Annotated in this window: 17 protein-coding genes; 1 reads left to right on the top strand and 16 read right to left on the bottom strand. The window is 72.7% G+C overall.

Features of this window, described 5'->3' with window-relative positions:
• Window positions 1-33: 33 nt before the first annotated feature.
• The 4 genes from ACZ404_RS04150 to fmt form a co-directional block, all read right to left on the bottom strand.
• Window positions 34-1,077, bottom strand: a complete 1,044-nt coding sequence (locus tag ACZ404_RS04150) for a sugar-binding transcriptional regulator (RefSeq protein ID WP_468435705.1) — start codon at window positions 1,075-1,077, stop codon at window positions 34-36.
• A gap of 89 nt (window positions 1,078-1,166) precedes the next feature.
• Window positions 1,167-1,853: a ribulose-phosphate 3-epimerase gene (rpe, locus tag ACZ404_RS04145; protein ID WP_468435704.1), complete on the bottom strand. Its 687-nt coding sequence runs from the start codon at window positions 1,851-1,853 to the stop codon at window positions 1,167-1,169.
• A gap of 106 nt (window positions 1,854-1,959) precedes the next feature.
• A complete protein-coding gene (locus ACZ404_RS04140) occupies window positions 1,960-3,378 on the bottom strand; it encodes an RsmB/NOP family class I SAM-dependent RNA methyltransferase (protein WP_468435703.1) in 1,419 nt (472 codons plus the stop codon).
• A gap of 90 nt (window positions 3,379-3,468) precedes the next feature.
• A complete protein-coding gene (fmt, locus tag ACZ404_RS04135; RefSeq protein ID WP_468435702.1) occupies window positions 3,469-4,401 on the bottom strand; it encodes a methionyl-tRNA formyltransferase in 933 nt (310 codons plus the stop codon).
• 294 nt (window positions 4,402-4,695) lie between these two features.
• Between fmt and ACZ404_RS04130 the strand changes: the two genes are divergently transcribed.
• On the top strand, window positions 4,696-5,238 hold the full coding sequence (locus tag ACZ404_RS04130) for a hypothetical protein (protein WP_468435701.1): 543 nt from the start codon (window positions 4,696-4,698) through the stop codon (window positions 5,236-5,238).
• A 183-nt stretch (window positions 5,239-5,421) separates the two neighbouring features.
• On the opposite strand, the gene ACZ404_RS04125 is transcribed toward ACZ404_RS04130, so the two are convergent.
• The 12 genes from ACZ404_RS04125 to ACZ404_RS04070 form a co-directional block, all read right to left on the bottom strand.
• Window positions 5,422-7,569 carry a primosomal protein N' gene (locus ACZ404_RS04125; RefSeq protein ID WP_468435700.1) on the bottom strand — a complete coding sequence of 716 codons (2,148 nt, stop codon included), beginning with the start codon at window positions 7,567-7,569 and terminating at the stop codon, window positions 5,422-5,424.
• Between the two features lie 191 nt (window positions 7,570-7,760).
• Window positions 7,761-8,969 (bottom strand): methionine adenosyltransferase, encoded by a 1,209-nt coding sequence (metK, locus tag ACZ404_RS04120; protein WP_468435699.1) that lies wholly within the window; start codon window positions 8,967-8,969, stop codon window positions 7,761-7,763.
• Window positions 8,970-9,278: 309 nt separating this feature from the next.
• On the bottom strand, window positions 9,279-10,481 hold the full coding sequence (gene coaBC, locus ACZ404_RS04115) for a bifunctional phosphopantothenoylcysteine decarboxylase/phosphopantothenate--cysteine ligase CoaBC (RefSeq protein ID WP_468435858.1): 1,203 nt from the start codon (window positions 10,479-10,481) through the stop codon (window positions 9,279-9,281).
• A 112-nt stretch (window positions 10,482-10,593) separates the two neighbouring features.
• Window positions 10,594-10,863: a DNA-directed RNA polymerase subunit omega gene (rpoZ, locus tag ACZ404_RS04110; RefSeq protein WP_023842852.1), complete on the bottom strand. Its 270-nt coding sequence runs from the start codon at window positions 10,861-10,863 to the stop codon at window positions 10,594-10,596.
• Window positions 10,864-10,925: 62 nt separating this feature from the next.
• On the bottom strand, window positions 10,926-11,519 hold the full coding sequence (gmk, locus tag ACZ404_RS04105) for a guanylate kinase (protein ID WP_468435698.1): 594 nt from the start codon (window positions 11,517-11,519) through the stop codon (window positions 10,926-10,928).
• Window positions 11,520-11,579: 60 nt separating this feature from the next.
• Window positions 11,580-11,903 (bottom strand): integration host factor, encoded by a 324-nt coding sequence (locus ACZ404_RS04100; protein WP_003977346.1) that lies wholly within the window; start codon window positions 11,901-11,903, stop codon window positions 11,580-11,582.
• 267 nt (window positions 11,904-12,170) lie between these two features.
• Complete coding sequence (gene pyrF, locus ACZ404_RS04095) at window positions 12,171-13,016, bottom strand: orotidine-5'-phosphate decarboxylase (RefSeq protein WP_468435697.1); 846 nt, start codon at window positions 13,014-13,016, stop codon at window positions 12,171-12,173.
• Window positions 13,013-14,119: a quinone-dependent dihydroorotate dehydrogenase gene (locus ACZ404_RS04090; RefSeq protein ID WP_468435696.1), complete on the bottom strand. Its 1,107-nt coding sequence runs from the start codon at window positions 14,117-14,119 to the stop codon at window positions 13,013-13,015. The genes pyrF and ACZ404_RS04090 overlap by 4 nt, the downstream gene beginning before the upstream one ends.
• A gap of 74 nt (window positions 14,120-14,193) precedes the next feature.
• On the bottom strand, window positions 14,194-17,502 hold the full coding sequence (carB, locus tag ACZ404_RS04085) for a carbamoyl-phosphate synthase large subunit (RefSeq protein ID WP_468435695.1): 3,309 nt from the start codon (window positions 17,500-17,502) through the stop codon (window positions 14,194-14,196).
• Window positions 17,495-18,637, bottom strand: coding sequence for a glutamine-hydrolyzing carbamoyl-phosphate synthase small subunit (carA, locus tag ACZ404_RS04080; protein WP_468435694.1), 1,143 nt, complete (start codon window positions 18,635-18,637; stop codon window positions 17,495-17,497). Before carA ends, carB begins: the two co-directional genes overlap by 8 nt.
• A complete protein-coding gene (locus tag ACZ404_RS04075; protein WP_468435693.1) occupies window positions 18,634-19,194 on the bottom strand; it encodes a PH-like domain-containing protein in 561 nt (186 codons plus the stop codon). The genes carA and ACZ404_RS04075 overlap by 4 nt, the downstream gene beginning before the upstream one ends.
• Window positions 19,191-20,477 (bottom strand): dihydroorotase, encoded by a 1,287-nt coding sequence (locus tag ACZ404_RS04070; RefSeq protein ID WP_468435692.1) that lies wholly within the window; start codon window positions 20,475-20,477, stop codon window positions 19,191-19,193. Before ACZ404_RS04070 ends, ACZ404_RS04075 begins: the two co-directional genes overlap by 4 nt.
• Window position 20,478: the final 1 nt, after the last annotated feature.

Genomic DNA, 20,478 nt, shown 5'->3' with positions numbered 1-20,478 from the left:
ATGCTGCCACGGCCGCCCCCGCGTCACACGCGTTCAGTGCCCGTCCGGGTCCGTCCGGCCGAGCGCGGACTTCGGCGTCGGGCCTGCCGTCATCAGGTAGTCGGCGGCAGAGGTGTCCGTGACCAGGCTGGTCACCAGCCCGGAGCGGAGCACGGCGTCGATCGCGGCCGCCTTGCGCTGTCCGCCGGCGATCGCCACGACCTCCGGGATACGGCGCAGCTGGTCGGCCTTGACCGTGATGCACCGCTCCCCCAGGTCGCGCCCGATCCGGCGGCCCTCGGCGTCGAAGAGGTGGGCGGCCATCTCGGCGGCGACACCGAGCGAGGCGTAGTGCGCGCGCTCCTCGTCGCTGAGCATGTCGTGCACGGTGGAGATGCCCGGCTCCCAAGAGCCGATGGAGACGCAGGCGACCGTGACCTTGTCGAAGTACTCGAAGGCCCGGGCGATCCCGGTCTGATGACGCAGCGCGGCGGCGGTGGCCGCGTCCGGCAGCAGCATCGGCGCGTAGATGGGGTGGGCGTCACCGCCCGACACCTGGGCGGCGCGGCGCACGGCCTCGACCGATCCGCGCTCGGAGGTGCCGGCGTCGTACACGCCGGTCAGCTGCACCACCGTGCAGGGCGGCAGCCGGTCGAGCGCCGCCGCCATGTGGATGGTGGACCGGCCCCAGGCCAGCCCGAGCACATCCCCCTCGTTGACGAGCTCGCCGAGCAGGTCGGCGGCGACCTCGCCCAGGTTCTCGGGGTCGGGGGTCTCCTCGGCCTCCGCCGGGGACTCGACCACGACGGCGTGCCTGAGGCCGTAGCGGGCGCGGAGCGCGTCGGAGCGCTCGGCGTCCAGCTCGGCCGGGACGCGGATCTCGATGCGTACGAGGTCCCGTTCGAGAGCGGTCTCCAGGACCCGGGCCACCTTGAAGCGGCTGACGCCGAACTCCTCCGCGATCTGGATCTTGGACTTGCCCTCGAGGTAGAAGCGGCGGGCCATGGCCGCCGCCTGCACCAGCTCAGCGGGTCCCATCCGCACTGCTGACCGGCCCGCCGACATACCCGACACGGCGATCTCCTCACTGCTGTTCACACTCTGGATTCGCCGTTCATCCTTGCAGATCCGGCGTTGCTGATCGCCCTGATGGGCGCCGTTCTCTCAACCGTTCACGTTGCCGTGGCTCAGTGGTCGCATGCCCAGGACGCCCGGGCGGTGGCCGCCTCCGCCTGGGTGCGCAGGGCACGCACCGCCTCGGCCGGGTCCTTCGCGCCGTACACGGCCGACCCGGCCACGAACACGTCCGCCCCGGCCTCCGCGCACCGTTCGATGGTGGAGGCCGAGACACCGCCGTCGATCTGCAGCCACAGCTGGAGGCCGTGCTTGTCGATGAGCTGCCGGGTGCGGCGGATCTTCGGAAGCATGATGTCGAGGAAGGCCTGGCCGCCGAAGCCCGGCTCGACCGTCATGATCAGCAGCATGTCGAGTTCCGGCAGCAGGTCCTCGTACGGCTCGATCGGCGTCGCGGGCTTCAGCGCCATGGAGGCGCGGGCGCCCTTGGCGCGGATCTCCCGGGCGAGCCGCACGGGAGCGGCGGCGGCCTCCACGTGGAAGGTGACGGACGAGGCCCCCGCCTCCACGTACTGCGGCGCCCAGCGGTCGGGGTCCTCGATCATCAGATGGCAGTCCAGCGGGGTGCCCGTGGCACGGGCCAGGGACTCCACGACCGGCACGCCGAGCGTGAGGTTGGGGACGAAATGGTTGTCCATCACGTCGACGTGGAGCCAGTCGGCTCCCTCGACCGCCCGGGCCTCGTCCGCCAGGCGGGCGAAGTCGGCGGACAGGATGCTGGGGTTGATCTGCACGGCCATGACCCAAGCCTGCCATGCCGCCGCGCTCGGCCGTAACGGCGGTCCGCCGCGTTGTGTTTTGTCCGCGGGTCCGCGGGAGCCGCGCATCGGCACGGCCCCGCGGCGCTCAGCCCGTTCTGCGGATCAGCGCCAGGTACATCGCGTCCGTGCCGTGCAGGTGGGGCCAGAGCTGTACGTCCGGGCCCTCCCCGAGCGCGGGCACGCCGGGCAGCAGCGGGCGGGCGTCGATCAGTTCCGTGTCCGGGTGCTGCTTGAGGACGTCGGAGACGACCGCCCGGGTCTCGGCGAGATGCGGGGAGCAGGTGGCGTAGCCGACGACCCCGCCGACGCGGACCGAGTCGAGGGCGGTGCGCAGCAGGGCGCGCTGGAGCGGCGCGAAGTTCTCCAGGTCCTCCGGGCGGCGGCGCCAGCGGGCCTCGGGGCGGCGGCGCAGGGCGCCGAGGCCGGTGCACGGAACGTCCACCAGGACCCGGTCGAAGGTGCCGGGCCGCCACGGCGGCCGGGTGCCGTCGGCGGCGACGACCTGGTACGGCCCCGGGTTGCCGTGCAGCGCCTTGGCCACCAGCCCCGCCCGGTGCGGCTGCTTCTCGGAGGCGAGCAGAGCGGCACCGCGCTCGGCGGCGAGGGCGGCCAGCAGCGCGGCCTTGCCGCCGGGGCCGGCGCACGCGTCGAGCCACGTCTCGTCGGGCCCGTCGAGGGGAGCGGCCGCCAGCGCGAGGGCGACCAGCTGACTGCCCTCGTCCTGCACCCCGGCGCGCCCCTCGCGCACGGCCTCGACGGCCCCCGGCTCTCCGCCCTCCGCGAGCCGCACCGCGTACGGCGACCAGCGCCCCGGCACGGCCGCCTCCTCACGCAGCAGCTCCTGCGTGCCGGCCCGGCCCGGCCGCGCCACGAGGGTCACCTCGGGCCGCTCGTTGTCGGCCCTCAACAGCTCCTCGATGCCGGTCCGCCCGCCGCCGAGGGAGTCCCACAGCGCGGAGACGACCCAGCGGGGGTGGGAGTGCACGACGGCGAGATGGTCCTCGGGGTCCTCGTCGTAGGGCGGGGCGACCTTCTCCAGCCACCCGTCGAGGTCGTCCTGCGCCACCTTGCGCAGCACGGCGTTGACGAACTTGGCCCGCCCGTCGCCGAGCACGACCCGCGCCAGCTCGACGGAGGAGGACACGGCCGCGTGGGTCGGGATCCGCGTCCCGAGCAACTGGTGCACGCCGAGGCTCAGCACGTCCAGCACCGGCGGGTCGACCTCCCGCAGCGGGCGGTCGGTGCAGGCCGCGATGACGGCGTCGTACGTCCCCTGCCGGCGCAGCGTGCCGTACACCAGCTCGGTGGCCAGGGCGGCGTCCCGCGGCTCGAAGCCGTCCTTCTCCCGCGCCTTGCGCAGCAGCGGCGGCAGCACGAGGTTGGCGTACGCGTCCCGCTCGTCCACCGCGCGCAGCGCCTCGAAGGCGAGGATGCGGACGGGGTCCTTCTGGGGACGGCGGTAGGGCTTGGCGGGCCGGCGCGGCCGCCGGGACTGCTCGCTCACGAAAAAGGTGCTCCGGATGGGAAGAAGGGATGCGCTTCTCAGCCTACGTCGGCCCCACGCCGGCTCGGCCTCCCGGGTCCGGGGCCCGTCCTAGCCGCCCAGCCTCTCGCCCTCGCCGATGCGCACGCCGCGCGCCCAGTCCGCCGCGCGCATCGGCTTCTTGCCCTGCGCCTGCACCCACACCAGCTCGACGGCGTACGACCCGGTGCCCACGTGCACGCTGTTCTTGGCCACGGCGAGCCGGCCCGGGGCGAGGTCGGTGCGCTCGGGCACGGGCGTGGTCTGGATGAGCTTCAGCCGCTCCCCGCGGAAGACGGTCCAGGCGCCGGGCGCCGGGGTGCAGCCGCGCACCACCCGGTCGACCCGCAGCGCGGGCGCCGCCCAGTCGACCTGGGCGTCCTCGACGGTGATCTTCGGCGCGAGGGTGATGCCCTCGGCCGGCTGCGGTACGGCCTTGAGGGTGCCGTCCTCGATGCCGTCCATGGTCGCGGCGAGCAGCCCGGCCCCGGCGAAGGCGAGCCGGGTGAGCAGGTCGCCGCTGGTGTCGGTGGGGCGGATCTCCTCGGTCACGGTGCCGTAGACGGGCCCGGAGTCGAGGCCCTCCTCGATGAGGAAGGTCGACGCCCCGGTGATCTCGTCGCCGGCCATGAGAGCGTGCTGCACGGGTGCGGCGCCGCGCCAGGCGGGCAGCAGCGAGAAGTGCAGGTTGACCCAGCCGTGCCGGGGGATGTCCAGGGCGGCCCTGGGCAGCAGGGCGCCGTAGGCGACGACCGGGCAGCAGTCCGGGGCGATCTCCGTGAGCCGCTCCAGAAACTCCGCATCGCGCGGCTTGAGGGGCTTGAGCACCTCGATCCCGGCCTCCTCCGCCCGCTCGGCCACCGGCGACGCGACCAGCCTGCGCCCCCGCCCGGCCGGCGCGTCGGGCCGCGTGACGACGGCGGCCACCTCGTGCCGCCCGGAGGCGAGAAGGGCGTCCAGAGCGGGAACGGCGACCTCGGGGGTACCGGCGAAGACGAGCTTCATGGGCGGGATCGGGCCTCTCGGTCGGGGTCGGACGGGCAGCGCACCAGTCTATGGCCCCGGGCCGACAGCCGCCGACGGCGAACGCCCGCTGGGGCCGGCCGGCTTCCCACTGCACGCTGTCGGTGCGCGGCCGGCAGGGCGAGGTGTGCGCAGCGCCGGGCGGCGTACGCATATGCCCGTACGCCCCCACCCCGTGACCAGCGGAGCGCACACGCGTTGGTCAAAGGAGAGTTGACCCCATCGGGCCCCCTTCGCGGCCCAATTCCTTTCAACGCCGGTTCGAGAGGCTTGTTCATGGCCGACCACGCAACCCACGACGCCCAGGCCCGGGCCAGCCTGCACTTGCTGGTGCGGGACATCGAGCGGGTCCGCCGGCAGGTGGACGCGCTGCGCACGCTCACCGCCCAGTTGGGCAACGTCTACCGCCCGCGCCGCTCGGGCCCGTCCACGGGCTTCGTCGTCTACGGGCGCGCCCCCGCCCCGACGGTGCGCCTCGCCCAGGAACTCCGGGACAGTGTCGAGACCCTGGTGACGGCCGCCGTGGACTTCGACCGCTCGCTCGGCTTCTCCTGGGACGCGGTGGGCTCGGCGCTCGGGGTCACCAAGCAGGCGGTGCACCGCCGTTACGGCGCGCGCCGCGCCGCGGCCCAGGCGGCCGCCGAGGCGGACCGGGCGACGGAGCCGTCGGGCACCCGCACGCTGAACGTGAGCACCGCGCTGCCCGCGGTTCCGACCGTACCGGCGGCCCGCTCCATGCCGACGCAGCCGACCGCGGGCAGCCCCACGCTGCGCGACGACGCCCGCCCGACGGCATTCCCCGGCCCCCGCAACGGCTGACCCGGCCTCCCCCGCCCTCCCGAACCTCACCGGGAGGGCGGCCGCGCGCCGAGGCTCCGCGGGGCCGTGCGGGCAGCGGCGATTCCGCCGGCCCTGCCACGGTCGTTGATGCCCGGGAGCGTACGCGCAGCGGCCCCTCACCCCTCCCGGCCAGCCGGTGCCCGGCGGCCGCCCGGCGCTCCGTCAGCCGATGTCCGGCGGGTCGATCCGCACCCGCACCGGGTCCCCGCCGCCCCGGGCCATGCGTGCCGCCTGAGCGGTCTTCAGGGCGGTGGCCAGTGCGGACCCGCTGCCCGGCGGTACCCGTACCAGGGCCCGCTCCCAGTGCTCGCCCGGCGGTGGGGCACCGGGTCTGCGTGGGCGGCCGGGGAGTGTGGGCGGCACCGGGACCGGACCCAACACCTCGGCGTCCGAGGGAAGTTCGACGGCCCGCAGGAAGTCGGCGACCGCCTCGGCCGGCCCCGACACCGCCGCCATCCGGGACACGGGCGGGAACCCCAGCTCGGCGCGCTCCGCCAGCTCCCGCACCGCGTGCCCCACCGGATCCCAGCGCACCAGCGCCTGCACGGGCCGCAGGGTCGGCTCCGCGACGACGACCACGGTCCCCTGCTCGCCCTGCGGCCGCACGAGGGCACCGGCCGCGATCCACCGGCGCAGCGCGTCCTCACCGGCCCGCAGGTCGGGCCGCCCCAGCATGGCCCAGCCGTCCAGCAGCAGAGCGGCCGCATAGCCGCCCTCCGCGACCGGTTCGGCGCCCGGGGTGCTCACCACCAGCGCCGGCGTCCCCGGCACCGTGTCCAGCACATGCTCACGCCCCGAGGTGCGCACCGGCACGGCGGGGAAGGCACGCCCCAGTTCCTCGGCCGTCCGGCGGGCGCCCACGACCTGGGCGCGCAGTCGGAAGCCGCCGCACTCCGGGCAGTGCCAGGCCCCCTCCTCGCGCCCGCACCAGCCGCACCGCAGCGCACCGGCGTCCTGGGCCTCGAGCGGCCCCGAACAGTGCCGGCAGCGGGCCGGCACCCGGCACTGGGCACAGGCCATGCGCGGCACGTACCCCCGCCGGGGCACCTGGACCAGCACCGGCCCGTGCCGCAGGCCCTCGCGGGCCACCTGCCAGGCGAGGGTGGGCAGCCGGGCGGCGCGGGCCGCCTCGTCGCGCGCGAGGTCGCCGTCCCCGACCGTCCGCACCAGCGGCGCGGCCCGCCGTACCTGCTCCCGCCCGGCGACCAGGGGCCGCGCCCAGCCACTCTCCACGAGCTGTGCGGCCTCCACGGTGCAGCTCCAACCGCCCAGCAGGTAGGCGCATTTGTCCTGGGCGGCGCGCAGCAGCAGCACATCGCGTGCGTGCGGCTGCGGGGCGTGCTGCTCGCTGTGGCTGTCGTCCCCGTCGTCCCAGAGGGCGACGAGCCCCAGGTCCCGCACGGGCGCGAACATGGCCGCGCGGGTCCCGACGACGGCGCGCACGGACCCGCGCCGCACCGCGAGCCACTGCGCGTACCGCTTCTCGGGCCCGGCGTCGGCGGTGAGCAGCACATGCCGGCCCTCGCCGAGCAGCGCGGTGAGCGCGGCGTCGACGCGCGCGGCGGCCCGGCCGTCGGGGACGACGACGAGCGCACCCCGCCGCGAGGCGAGCGTCGCGGCGACGGCCCGGGCCAGCTCCTCGCTCCACAGCGGCCCCGGCAGGGCGTTCCACACGGCCCGGGGAGCCCGGCCGGCGGCCAGCGACTCCAGGAACGCGGCCCCGTGCTCGTACCGCGTCCAGGAGCCGGTGTCGGGCGCGGCGGGCGGGGGCAGCGGCGGGGGCGAGGGCCGCTGCTCGGCCCGCGCGTTCCGGGGCGGCACGGCCAGCTGCAGCACGTCGGCGAGGCTGCCCGCGTACCGGTCGGCGACGGCCCGGGCGAGCCCCAGCAGCTCCTCGCTCAGCACGGGCTCGGGGGACACGACCTGGGCGAGGGCGGCCAGTGGTCCGGAGTAGTCCGAGTCGGCGAGCCGCTCGATGAGGAACCCGTCGATGAGACCGCCGCCCTCGCGGCGCCCCTCGCGCACCCGGCCACGCCCGGCCCCGAACCGCACCCGGACCCGGACGCCGGGCTGTGCGTCGGCGTCCAGCTCCTCGGGCACGGCGTAGTCGAAGTACCGATCGAGATGCAGGACGCCCTTGTCGACCAGCACCCGCGCGACCGGCCGCTCCTTGGCGAGCGCGGCTCCCCGCCAGGTGCGCGGCTTGGCCCGGGGCACCTTGGCCCCGCGCACGCTCTCACGGATGAGCGCGAGCTGCTCCGGCGGCGCCCCTTCGGCCCCGCCGCCCCCCGGCTCGTTCTCGCTGCTCACGCTTGCATTCTTACCAAACGGCACGGACAGTCGAGCCGGACGGCCGGCGCCGGTCGCCTTCGGCCGCTCGGCCCGCGCCGGCCCCGTCGCCGGAACCGGCAGGATCCGCAGCCACCCGTCGCCCGGATCAACGCCGAGGCCCGGCCTCCCCGAAGGGAGACCGGGCCTCGGTGAGGAACCGGGCCGGGGGCCTACAGCCCCGCGGCCTTGCGCAGCGCGTCCACGCGGTCGGTGCGCTCCCAGGTGAAGTCGGGCAGCTCGCGGCCGAAGTGGCCGTAGGCCGCCGTCTGGGCGTAGATCGGGCGGAGCAGGTCGAGGTCGCGGATGATGGCGGCCGGGCGGAGGTCGAAGACCTCGTCGATCGCCTTCTCGATCTTCTCGGTCTCGACCTTGGCCGTCCCGAAGGTCTCGACGAAGAGGCCGACCGGCTCGGCCTTGCCGATGGCGTAGGCGACCTGGACCTCGCAGCGGGAGGCCAGGCCCGCCGCCACGACGTTCTTGGCGACCCAGCGCATCGCGTAGGCGGCCGAGCGGTCCACCTTGGACGGGTCCTTGCCGGAGAAGGCACCGCCGCCGTGGCGGGCGAAGCCGCCGTAGGTGTCGATGATGATCTTGCGGCCGGTCAGGCCGGCGTCGCCCATCGGGCCGCCGATCTCGAAGCGGCCGGTCGGGTTGACCAGCAGGCGGTAGCCCTCGGTGTCCAGCTTGATGCCGTCGTCCAGCAGCGCCTTCAGCTCGGGCTCGACGACGAACTCGCGGATGTCGGGCGCGAGCAGCGACTCCAGGTCGATGTCGGAGGCGTGCTGGGAGGAGACGACCACGGTGTCGAGGCGGACGGCCTTGTCGCCGTCGTACTCGATGGTGACCTGCGTCTTGCCGTCGGGGCGCAGGTAGGGGATGGTGCCGTTCTTGCGGACCTCGGAGAGCCGCTTGGACAGGCGGTGCGCCAGGAAGATCGGCAGCGGCATGAGGGTCGGCGTCTCGTCGGAGGCGTAGCCGAACATCAGGCCCTGGTCGCCGGCGCCCTGCCGGTCCAGCTCGTCCTCGTCGCCCTCGACCCGGGTCTCGTACGCCGTGTCGACGCCCTGCGCGATGTCCGGGGACTGCGCGCCGATGGAGACGGACACGCCGCAGGAGGCGCCGTCGAAGCCCTTCTTGGAGGAGTCGTAGCCGATCTCGAGGATCTTGCTGCGGACCAGCGTGGCGATGTCCGCGTAGGCCTTGGTCGTGACCTCGCCGGCCACGTGCACCAGGCCGGTGGTGATCAGCGTCTCCACGGCGACCCGGGAGGTCGGGTCCTCGCGCAGAAGCGCGTCGAGAATGGTGTCGCTGATCTGGTCAGCGATCTTGTCGGGGTGACCCTCGGTCACGGACTCCGAGGTGAACAGGCGACGGGACACAACGCTCCCTGGGGTTGCAGCGGCTGCTGGCTGATCATGGGCGGACCGCGCGCGGGGGCTGCGCCCGGCGTAGTCCGTGAACAGTTTATCGGTCGCGCATCGCCGCCGGCCCACCTGTCTCGCCTCTCGGGAGCGCTGTGACCTGCGGCACGGGCATTCTGCACAATGCCGCGCGGGCTTGGCCAGGGCCGCCACGCCACATTGTCGTGGCCGCGAAAGACGCCGAACGGCCGAAATCATGCTGCCCGGACGGCCCAGCGCGGGTGCTCCCGGACGGCGTGTCGGGGTGCCCCCGGGGCGCCCGGCGGGTCAGCTCAGGCGGGTGGCGACCAGGTCCCAGACGGTCTGGGCGAGGGCCTCCTTCGGTCCGTGCGGAACGGGGGTCTCGGTGCCGTCGGCGCCCAGAACCACGGCCTCGTTCTCCTCCGAGCCGAAGGTCTTGCGCTCCCCCACCTCATTGACGACGAGGAGGTCGCAGCCCTTGCGGGCGAGCTTGGCGCGGCCGTTGGCGAGGACGTCGTCGGTCTCGGCGGCGAAGCCGACGACGACCTGTCCGGGGCGGGCGCGGTCGGCCGAGATCTCCGCGAGGATGTCCGGATTCCGCACCAGGACGATCGGCTCGGGTTCCTGGTCGTCCTTCTTCTTGATCTTCCCGGCCGCGTAGGCCGCCGGGCGGAAGTCGGCGACGGCGGCGGCCATGACCACCGCATCGGCGTCCGCCGCGGCCTTCAGCACCGCCTCGCGCAGCTGGACGGCGGTACCCACCGGGACGACGTCGACGCCGGCCGGGTCGGGCAGCGCGCTGTTGGCCGCGATCAGCGTGACCCGGGCGCCGCGTGCCGCGGCCGTACGGGCGAGGGCGTAGCCCTGTTTGCCGGAGGAGCGGTTGCCGAGGAAGCGGACGGGGTCGAGGGGCTCACGGGTGCCGCCGGCCGAGACGACGACGTGGCGCCCCGCGAGGTCGGGCTCGGTGACGCCCCGGGCCAGCACCCGGCGGCAGACCTCGAAGATCTCCACCGGGTCGGGCAGCCGGCCCTTGCCGGTGTCGACGCCGGTGAGGCGGCCGACGGCGGGCTCGAGGACGACGGCGCCGCGGCGGCGCAGCGTGGCCACGTTCTCCTGGGTGGCCGGGTGCTCCCACATCTCGGTGTGCATGGCGGGCGCGAAGACGACCGGGCAGCGGGCGGTGAGCAGCGTGTTGGTGAGCAGGTCGTCGGCGAGGCCGTGAGCGGCCCTGGCGAGCGTGTCGGCGGTCGCGGGGGCCACCACGACCAGGTCGGCGTGCTGGCCGATGCGGACGTGCGGGACCTCGTGGACGTCGTCCCAGACCTCGGTGGCGACGGGGTTGCCGGACAGGGCGGACCAGGTGGCGGCGCCTACGAAGTGCAGTGCGGAGGCGGTGGGCACCACGCGCACGTCGTGGCCCGACTCCGTGAGCCTTCTCAGCAGCTCACAGGCCTTGTACGCGGCGATGCCGCCGCTGACGCCCAGAACGACCCTCGGCTTGTCCACCATGTCCCGCCATCTCTCCCGGCTCGGCTGCCTACGAGTCCATCACACACCACAGGCCCGGCAGCCGGCTGCCGGGCCTGTGGACAAAAGCACCTGCGATCTGAACGTACTACTACGCCGGGCCCTCGATGGCCTCGGAGGTCAGCAGACCCGCGTTGATCTCGCGCAGGGCGATCGAGAGCGGCTTCTCGTGCACGTGGGTGTCCACCAGCGGACCGACGTACTCGAGGAGGCCCTCGCCGAGCTGCGAGTAGTACGCGTTGATCTGGCGGGCACGCTTGGCCGCGTAGATCACGAGGCTGTACTTCGAGTCGGTGGCCTCGAGGAGCTCGTCGATCGGCGGGTTGATGATGCCCTCGGGCGCGGTGATGGAAGAGGACACGCTCTACCTTCCGATGGGTGGAAAAGAATCGATCATCGTGACCCTCATGAACACGGTCACGATCACACAACGTCCATCAAGGCTAGCAGCTCGCGGGCCACGTCCTCGACGGAGGTGTTGACCAGGGTCGTATCGAACTCCGGCTCGGCCGCCAGCTCGGTCCTGGCCGCCTCCAGGCGGCGCTCGATGACCTCGGGCGGCTCGGTCCCCCGGCCCGTGAGCCTGCGCACCAGCTCCTCCCAGGAGGGCGGAGCCAAGAACACCAGCTGGGCGTCGGACATGGACTCACGGACCTGCCGGGCACCCTGGAGGTCGATCTCCAGCAGGACGGGCTCGCCGTTCTCCAGTCGCTCCACGACGGCCGCGCGGGGCGTGCCGTAGCGGTTGCCGGCGAACTCGGCCCACTCCAGCAGCTCACCGTTGGCGATCAGCTTGTCCATCTCCTCGTCGGTGACGAAGAAGTAGTGGACTCCGTGCTCCTCGCCGGGGCGGGGCTTGCGGGTGGTCGCCGAGACGGAGAGCCAGACCTCGGGGTGTTCCTTGCGCATATGGGCGACGACCGTGCTCTTGCCGACCCCGGAGGGGCCGGAGAGCACGGTCAGCCGCGGACGTACGTCCGGGGGTTCGGGGGTCGTCCCCCGGAGGGTTACAGCCATGCAGCGATTATTCCAGCAATCCCGGAGTGCCCGGGACTCCCGGTCCGGCGGCAGCCGGACTCAGGAGCCGGTGCTGCCGAACTCACGCTCCAGGGAAGCGATCTGGTTGGACCCGAGACCGCGCACGCGGCGGCTCTCGGAGATGCCCAGACGCTCCATGATCTGCTTGGCGCGGACCTTGCCCACGCCGGGCAGCGACTCGAGCAGTGCGGAGACCTTCATCTTGCCGATGACGTCGTTCTCCTGGCCCTGCTTGATGACCTCGTGCAGGGAGGCGCCGGAGTGCTTGAGTCGATTCTTGACCTCGGCCCGCTCCCGGCGAGCCGCGGCGGCCTTTTCGAGCGCGGCTGCGCGCTGTTCAGGGGTAAGGGGCGGAAGAGCCACGCCTACGTCACCTCGGATGTCGAACTGTCGGATACGGACCGGTGAGGAACCTAGTCGCCCCACACCTGGGGAGCTACGAGCAACACGCTTGCCCGTCACTCTGCTCGGAGACTAGCGGGCAAGTCCGCCAGAGTCAGCGAGAACAGCGGAAAAGTACTGGTCAGCCGCCGTCAGGCCGGACATTTCAGACATAATGCCCTCGATTTGAGGATGTATTCACACTCAAGTCGGCCCGGTGCCGCTCGCCGGCGGCGTCCGGCGCAGTTCTCAGCCGCCCGCGACGGCGTCCCCGATCTCCTGTGCGAAGCGTTCCGTGGCCGCGCGCAGCGCCCCGGCGTCGGGCCCGTGGCGCAGGACACCCCGGCTGACGTTCGGAACCACGTTGCGCACCGCCCTGCCGAACACCGCCGGCAGGTCGGCCGCCGTCGCACCCTGTGCGCCGACGCCCGGGGCGAGGAGGGGGCCGTTGACGGCGAGGTCGTACGCCGAGAGGTCGCCCACCGTGGCGCCCACGACCGCCCCGAAGGACCCCAGGGGCTCCTCTCCCGCGTTCTCGGCGGCGAGGTGGGCCAGCACGGTCGCGGCGACGCTGCGGCCGTCGGCACGGACCGCGTGCTGCACCTCGGGGCCCTCCGGGTTGGAGGTCAGCGCCAGCACGAACAGCCCGGCGCCGCTCTCCCGGGCCAGCGCGACGGCCGGGCTCAGCGAGCCGTAGCCGAGGTAGGGCGAGACGGTGAGGGCGTCGGAGAACAGCGGGGCGTCCTTGTGCAGGTAGGCCTCGGCGTATCCGGCCATGGTCGAGCCGATGTCGCCGCGCTTGGCGTCCATCACGACCAGGGTCCCGGCCGCGCGCGCCTCCTGGACGACCTTCTCCAGTACGGCCACGCCACGGGAGCCGAAGCGCTCGAAGAAAGCGCTCTGCGGCTTCATCACGGCGACCCGGTCGGCCACCGCCTCCACGACCGTGCGGCTGAACCGCTCGAGACCGGCCACGTCGTCGTTCAGGCCCCACTCGGCGAGCAGGGAGGCGTGCGGGTCGATGCCGACGCACAGCGGGCCGCGCTCGTCCATGGCTCGGCGCAGGCGGGCGCCGAAGGGCTCCATCGGGCTCATGCAGGCTTCCTCACGTCGGCGCCGACGGCGTCGGCGAGGGTGGCGTACGGGCTGGTGCGCAGGCGCGCGGCGAGGCCCTTGTGGATCGCGCGGGACCAGAACGGGCCCTCGTAGACGAAGGCGCTGTACCCCTGGACCAGCGTGGCACCGGCCAGGATCCGCTGCCAGGCGTCCTCGGCGGTCTCGATGCCGCCCACGCCCACCAGGGTGATCCGGTCGCCCACGCGCGCGTACAGGCGGCGCAGGACCTCCAGCGAGCGCGCCTTCAGGGGCGCACCGGAGAGACCGCCGGTCTCCTTCACGAGCGAGGGCCCGGAAATCAGACCGAGTCCCTCGCGCGCAATGGTGGTGTTGGTGGCGATGATGCCGTCCAGGCCCAGTTCCACCGCCAGGTCGGCGACGGCGTCGACGTCCTCGTCGGCGAGGTCCGGAGCGATCTTCACCAGCAGCGGGACGCGCCGGTTCGCCACCACGCGGTCGGCGGCCTCGCGGACGGCCGTCAGCAGCGGGCGCAGATGGTCCACCGCCTGCAGGTTGCGCAGGCCCGGCGTGTTGGGCGAGGAGACGTTGACGACCAGGTAGTCGGCGTACGGCGCCAGGCGCTCGGCCGACTTCACGTAGTCGCCGACGGCCTCCGCCTCCGGGACGACCTTGGTCTTGCCGATGTTGACGCCCACGACGGTCCGGAAGACCGGCTCGCGGGTCGCCAGGCGGGCCGCCACGGCCAGCGAGCCGTCGTTGTTGAAGCCCATGCGGTTGATCAGCGCCCGGTCCGGCACCAGCCGGAACAGCCGCTTTGCCGGGTTGCCGGGCTGCGCCTCACCGGTGACCGTGCCGATCTCGACGTGGTCGAAGCCGAGCATCGACATCCCGTCGACGGCGACAGCGTTCTTGTCGAACCCCGCGGCGAGCCCGAAGGGGCCGTGCATCCGCAGCCCGAAGGCCTCGGTGCGCAGCTCCTTGTAGCGGGGCGCGAGGGCGGCCGCGACGAAGGTGCGCAGCACGGGGACGCGTGCCGCGAGGCGGATCCAGCGGAAGGCGAGGTGGTGGGCCCGCTCCGGGTCCATCCGGGTGAACACCAGACGGAAGAAAAGCTTGTACATGTACCTGTCCTCTTGAAGCTTCGTGAGCCTCATGAAGAGGGGGACACCGTTTCCGGTGTCCCCCTCGAGGGCTGCTAGTCGCGGGCCGCGGTCAGGTGCTCCGCGTGTTCCTGGAGCGAGCGGACGCCCACGTCACCGTGGTTGAGGGCGTCGATGCCCTGCACGGCCGCCGCGAGCGCCTGGACGGTCGTCAGGCACGGCACCGAGCGGGCCACGGCCGCCGTACGGATGTCGTAGCCGTCGAGGCGGCCGCCGGTGCCGTACGGGGTGTTGACGATGAGGTCGACCTCGCCGTCGTGGATGAGCTGGACGATGGTCTTCTCGCCGTTCGGGCCGGTGCCCTCGGACTGCTTGCGCACCACGGTCGCGTTGATGCCGTTGCGCTTGAGGACCTCGGCGGTACCGGACGTGGCGAGCAGCTCGAAGCCGTGCGCGACCAGCTCGCGGGCCGGGAAGATCATCGAGCGCTTGTCGCGGTTGGCGACGGAGATGAAGGCGCGGCCCTTGGTGGGCAGCGGGCCGTAGGCGCCCGCCTGCGACTTGGCGTACGCCGTGCCGAAGACGGAGTCGATGCCCATTACCTCGCCGGTGGAGCGCATCTCCGGGCCGAGGACGGTGTCGACGCCGCGGCCCTGGATGTCGCGGAAGCGCGACCAGGGCATGACGGCCTCCTTGACGGAGATCGGCGCGTCCAGCGGCAGCTCGCCGCCGTCGCCGTTCGCCGGGAGCAGGCCCTCGGCGCGCAGCTCGGCGACGGTGGCGCCCAGCGAGATCCGGGCGGCGGCCTTGGCCAGCGGCACCGCGGTCGCCTTCGAGGTGAAGGGGACCGTGCGGGAGGCACGCGGGTTGGCCTCCAGGACGTAGAGGATGTCGCCGGCCATCGCGAACTGGATGTTGATCAGGCCGCGCACGCCGACGCCCTTGGCGATGGCCTCGGTGGAGGCGCGCAGGCGCTTGATGTCGAAGCCGCCGAGGGTGATCGGGGGCAGGGCGCACGCCGAGTCGCCGGAGTGGATGCCGGCCTCCTCGATGTGCTCCATGACGCCGCCGAGGTACAGCTCCTCGCCGTCGTAGAGCGCGTCGACGTCGATCTCGATCGCGTCGTCCAGGAAGCGGTCGACCAGGACCGGCCGGGAGGGGCTGATCTCGGTCGACTCGGCGATGTAGCTCGCGAGGCGGGTCTCGTCGTAGACGATCTCCATGCCGCGCCCGCCGAGGACGTAGGAGGGCCGGACCAGGACCGGGTAGCCGATCTCGTCGGCGATGGCCTTGGCCTCGTCGAAGGTGGTGGCCGTGCCGTGCTTCGGGGCGGGCAGGCCGGCCTCGGCGAGGACGCGGCCGAAGGCACCGCGGTCCTCGGCGGCGTGGATCGCCTCCGGCGAGGTGCCGACGATCGGCACGCCGTTGTCCTTCAGGGCCTGCGCGAGGCCCAGCGGGGTCTGGCCGCCGAGCTGGACGACCACACCGGCGATCGGGCCGGCGAGGGACTCCGCGTGGACGATCTCCAGCACGTCCTCGAGCGTCAGCGGCTCGAAGTACAGGCGGTCGGAGGTGTCGTAGTCCGTGGAGACGGTCTCCGGGTTGCAGTTGACCATCACGGTCTCGTACCCGGCGTCGGACAGCGCGAAGGAGGCGTGGACGCAGGAGTAGTCGAACTCGATGCCCTGGCCGATGCGGTTCGGGCCGGAGCCCAGGATGATCACGGCCGGCTTCTCGCGCGGGGCGACCTCGGTCTCCTCGTCGTACGCCGAGTAGAAGTACGGCGTCTTCGCGGCGAACTCGGCGGCGCAGGTGTCGACCGTCTTGTAGACCGGGCGGATGCCGAGGGCGTGCCGGACCTCGCGGACGACGTCCTCGCGCAGGCCCCGGATCTCGGCGACCTGCTGGTCGGAGAAGCCGTGCCGCTTGGCCTCGGCGAGCAGTTCCCGGGTCAGCTCGGGCGCGCCGGCCAGCTCGTCGGCGATCTCCTTGATGAGGAAGAGCTGGTCGACGAACCAGGGGTCGATCTTCGTGTACGCGAAGACCTCCTCCGGGGTGGCGCCCGCGCGGATGGCCTGCATGACCGTGTTGATCCGGCCGTCGGTGGGACGCACGGCCTCGCGCAGCAGCGTTTCCTTGTCGCCGGGCTCGCCGGTGAAGGCGAACTGGCTGCCCTTCTTCTCCAGCGAGCGCAGCGCCTTCTGGAAGGCCTCGGGGAAGTTGCGGCCGATGGCCATGGCCTCGCCGACCGACTTCATGGTGGTGGTCAGCGTGGAGTCCGCCTGCGGGAACTTCTCGAAGGCGAACCGCGGAGCCTTGACGACCACGTAGTCGAGCGTGGGCTCGAAGGAGGCCGGGGTCTCCTGCGTGATGTCGTTCGGGATCTCGTCCAGCGTGTAGCCCACGGCCAGCTTGGCAGCGATCTTGGCGATGGGGAAGCCGGTCGCCTTGGAGGCGAGCGCCGAGGAGCGCGACACACGCGGGTTCATCTCGATGACGATGACCCGGCCGTCCTCGGGGTTGACCGCGAACTGGATGTTGCAGCCGCCGGTGTCGACGCCGACCTCGCGGATCACCGCGATGCCGATGTCGCGCAGGATCTGGTACTCCCGGTCGGTCAGCGTCATCGCGGGCGCCACGGTGATCGAGTCGCCGGTGTGCACGCCCATCGGGTCGAAGTTCTCGATGGAGCAGACGACCACGACGTTGTCGTGCTTGTCGCGCATCAGCTCCAGCTCGTACTCCTTCCAGCCGAGGATGGACTCCTCCAGGAGCACCTCGGTGGTCGGGGAGAGCGTGAGGCCCTGGCCGGCGATCCGGCGCAGCTCCTCCTCGTCGTGCGCGAAGCCGGAGCCGGCGCCGCCCATGGTGAAGGACGGGCGGACGACGACCGGGTAGCCGCCGAGCGTCTCGACGCCCTGGAGGACGTCGTCCATGGTGTGGCAGATGACCGAGCGGGCCGACTCGCCGTGCCCGATCTTCCTGCGGACCTCCTCCACGACCTCCTTGAACTGGTCGCGGTCCTCGCCCTTGTGGATCGCCTCGGGCTTGGCGCCGATCAGCTCGACGCCGTACTTCTCCAGGACACCGTTCTCGTGCAGCGAGATGGCGGTGTTCAGGGCCGTCTGGCCGCCCAGGGTGGGCAGCAGGGCGTCGGGGCGCTCCTTGGCGATGATCTTCTCGACGAACTCGGGCGTGATCGGCTCGACGTAGGTGGCGTCGGCGATCTCCGGGTCGGTCATGATCGTCGCCGGGTTGGAGTTCACCAGGACGACGCGCAGGCCCTCGGCCTTGAGCACGCGGCACGCCTGGGTACCGGAGTAGTCGAACTCGGCGGCCTGGCCGATGACGATCGGGCCGGAGCCGATGACCAGGACGGACTGGATATCGGTGCGCTTAGGCACGCTGGCCCTCCATCAGGGTGACGAAGCGGTCGAACAGGTAGGCGGCGTCGTGCGGGCCCGCTGCCGCTTCCGGGTGGTACTGGACGGAGAAGGCCGGCTGGTCGAGCAGCTGCAGCCCCTCCACGACGTTGTCATTGAGGCAGACGTGGGAGACTTCGGCACGCCCGAATTTGGTGTCGCTCACCTTGTCGAGCGGCGCGTCCACCGCGAAGCCGTGGTTGTGCGCGGTGACCTCGACCTTGCCGGTCGTGCGGTCCTGGACCGGCTGGTTGATGCCCCGGTGGCCGTACTTCAGCTTGTACGTGCCGAAGCCGAGGGCGCGGCCGAGGATCTGGTTGCCGAAGCAGATGCCGAACAGGGGCGTCCTGCGCTCCAGGACGGCCTGCATGAGCGCGACCGGGCCGTCGGCCGTGGCCGGGTCGCCGGGGCCGTTGGAGAAGAACACGCCGTCGGGGCTCACGGCGTAGACCTCGTCGGCCGTGGCGGTGGCGGGCAGCACGTGGACCTCGATGCCGCGCTCGGCCATGCGCTGCGGGGTCATGCCCTTGATGCCGAGGTCGATCGCGGCGACCGTGAAGCGCTTCTCGCCGACCGCGGGGACGACGTACGCCTCCTTCGTCGCGACCTCCTCGTAGAGGCTCGCGCCCTTCATGTGCGGCTGTGCCTGCACGCGCGCGAGGAGCTCGGACTCGGCGGCGATCGCCTCACCGGAGAAGATGCCGGCGCGCATCGAACCGCGCTCGCGCAGGTGGCGGGTGAGGGCCCGGGTGTCGATCCCGGAGATGCCGACGACGCCCTGGGCGACCAGCTCGTCGTCCAGGGAGCGCTTGGCGCGCCAGTTGGACGGCACGCGCGCGGGGTCGCGCACGACGTAGCCGGAGACCCAGATGCGCCTGGACTCGTCGTCCTCGTCGTTCCAGCCGGTGTTGCCGATCTGCGGGGCGGTCGCGACGACGATCTGCCGGTCGTACGACGGGTCGGTGAGGGTCTCCTGGTAGCCGGTCATGCCGGTGGAGAACACGGCCTCGCCGAAGGTCTCCCCCACGGCCCCGTAGGCGCGGCCGCGGAAGGTGCGGCCGTCCTCCAGGACGAGTACGGCGGGAACCCTGGCGGCTCCCCTGGTGGAGGTCGTCATCGTGCGCCTTCCGTGTCGTTGGTCATCTGGTTCAGGGTGTCGACCCACTCGGCGTGCTCGGCCGCGTGGTCGGAGCGGAAGCCGGAGTCGATCAGCTTGTCGCCGAGCGCCCAGGTCACCACCAGCAGTCCGCCCTCGGTGAGGACCTTGCCGGCGATGCCCTTGTCCAGCCGGGCGCCGCGCAGCGCGGCGGTGGGGACGAAGAAGTCCCGCGCTCCGGGGCGCTCGACCTCCAGGCCCGCGTCGGTCAGGGTGAGCTCGGCCCGGCTGCGGGTGCCCAGGCCGTGGGCCACGATGCGGTCCAGCCACTGCCCGGCGGTGGTGGAGCCGTGGTAGCGGCCGCTCATGCTCAGTCTGGCCGGGCCGGCGTCCTCCGGCACGGCGGACGGCTCGGGCAGGTCGGACTGGAGGGTGCCGCGCCACTTCCAGCCCTCGCGCATCAGCCAGTAGATGAGCGCGACGAAGAGGGCGAGGCCGACGAGCCAGCCGATGCGGGCGGGCCAGTCGGTGACCTCGGCCGACTTCCTGGCCTCGGCCAGCAGGATTACAGGTGTCACGTGAGCTTCCCGTCGACGAGCGTGGCCTTGCCCCGCAGCCACGTGTGCGTCACACGGCCCGGCAGCTCACGCCCCTCGTAGGGGGTGTTGCGGCTGCGCGAGGCGAAGCCCGCGGGGTCCACCTGGCCACGGTATGCCGTGTCGACGAGGGTGAGGTTGGCGGGCTCACCAGCCGAGACGGGGCGGCCGTGTCCGGTGGCCTGTCCGATCTGCGCGGGCTTGACGGACATCCGGTCGGCGACGCCGGCCCAGTCCAGCAGGCCCGTGTCGACCATGGTCTCCTGGACCACCGACAACGCGGTCTCCAGGCCCACCATGCCCATGGCGGCGGCGGCCCACTCGCAGTCCTTGTCCTCGTGCGGGTGCGGGGCGTGGTCGGTGGCGACGATGTCGATCGTGCCGTCGGCGAGCGCCTCGCGCAGGGCGTGCACGTCCCGCTCGGTGCGCAGCGGCGGGTTGACCTTGTAGACGGGGTTGTAGGTGCGCACCAGCTCGTCGGTCAGCAGCAGGTGGTGCGGGGTGACCTCGGCGGTGACACGGATGCCGCGGGACTTGGCCCAGCGGACGATCTCGACGCTGCCGGCGGTCGACAGGTGGCAGATGTGCACGCGGGAGCCGACGTGCTCGGCGAGCAGCACGTCCCGCGCGATGATCGACTCCTCGGCGACGGCCGGCCAGCCGCCCAGCCCCAGTTCGGCGGAGACGACGCCCTCGTTCATCTGGGCGCCCTCGGTGAGGCGCGGCTCCTGGGCGTGCTGGGCGACGACGCCGCCGAAGGCCTTCACGTACTCCAGCGCGCGGCGCATGATCACGGCGTCGTCGACGCACTTGCCGTCGTCGGAGAAGACGGTGACCCCGGCGGCCGACTCGTGCATGGCGCCCAGCTCGGCGAGCTTCCTGCCCTCCAGGCCGACGGTGACCGCGCCGATGGGCTGGACGTCGCAGTAGCCGTGCTCCCGGCCAAGCCGCCAGACCTGCTCGACGACACCGGCGGTGTCGGCGACCGGGAAGGTGTTGGCCATGGCGAACACGGCGGTGTAGCCGCCGGAGGCGGCCGCGCGCGTGCCGGTCAGGACGGTCTCGGAGTCCTCTCGGCCGGGCTCGCGCAGATGCGTGTGCAGGTCGACCAGGCCCGGCAGCAGCACCTTGCCGCCGGCCTCCACGACCTCGGCGCCCTCGGCGCTCAGTCCCCGGCCGACCTCGGCGATCGTCTCGCCGTCGATCAGCACGTCCTGCGGCTCGCCGCCGAGCACCTTCGCACCACGGATCAGGATCTTGCTCATG

It is taken from the genome of Streptomyces sp. NPDC030798 (assembly GCF_055572275.1).
This window is presented reverse-complemented; position numbering and strand designations above follow the sequence as displayed.

Coding starts and splice junctions, on each gene's coding strand:
- rpe (WP_468435704.1), bottom strand. CDS start 1,853: ATGGCCGTGCAGATCAACCCCAGCATCCTGTCCGCCGACTTCGCCCGC.
- fmt (WP_468435702.1), bottom strand. CDS start 4,401: ATGAAGCTCGTCTTCGCCGGTACCCCCGAGGTCGCCGTTCCCGCTCTG.
- ACZ404_RS04130 (WP_468435701.1), top strand. CDS start 4,696: ATGGCCGACCACGCAACCCACGACGCCCAGGCCCGGGCCAGCCTGCAC.
- gmk (WP_468435698.1), bottom strand. CDS start 11,519: ATGGCTGTAACCCTCCGGGGGACGACCCCCGAACCCCCGGACGTACGT.
- pyrF (WP_468435697.1), bottom strand. CDS start 13,016: ATGAGCCCGATGGAGCCCTTCGGCGCCCGCCTGCGCCGAGCCATGGAC.
- ACZ404_RS04090 (WP_468435696.1), bottom strand. CDS start 14,119: ATGTACAAGCTTTTCTTCCGTCTGGTGTTCACCCGGATGGACCCGGAG.
- carA (WP_468435694.1), bottom strand. CDS start 18,637: ATGACGACCTCCACCAGGGGAGCCGCCAGGGTTCCCGCCGTACTCGTC.
- ACZ404_RS04070 (WP_468435692.1), bottom strand. CDS start 20,477: ATGAGCAAGATCCTGATCCGTGGTGCGAAGGTGCTCGGCGGCGAGCCG.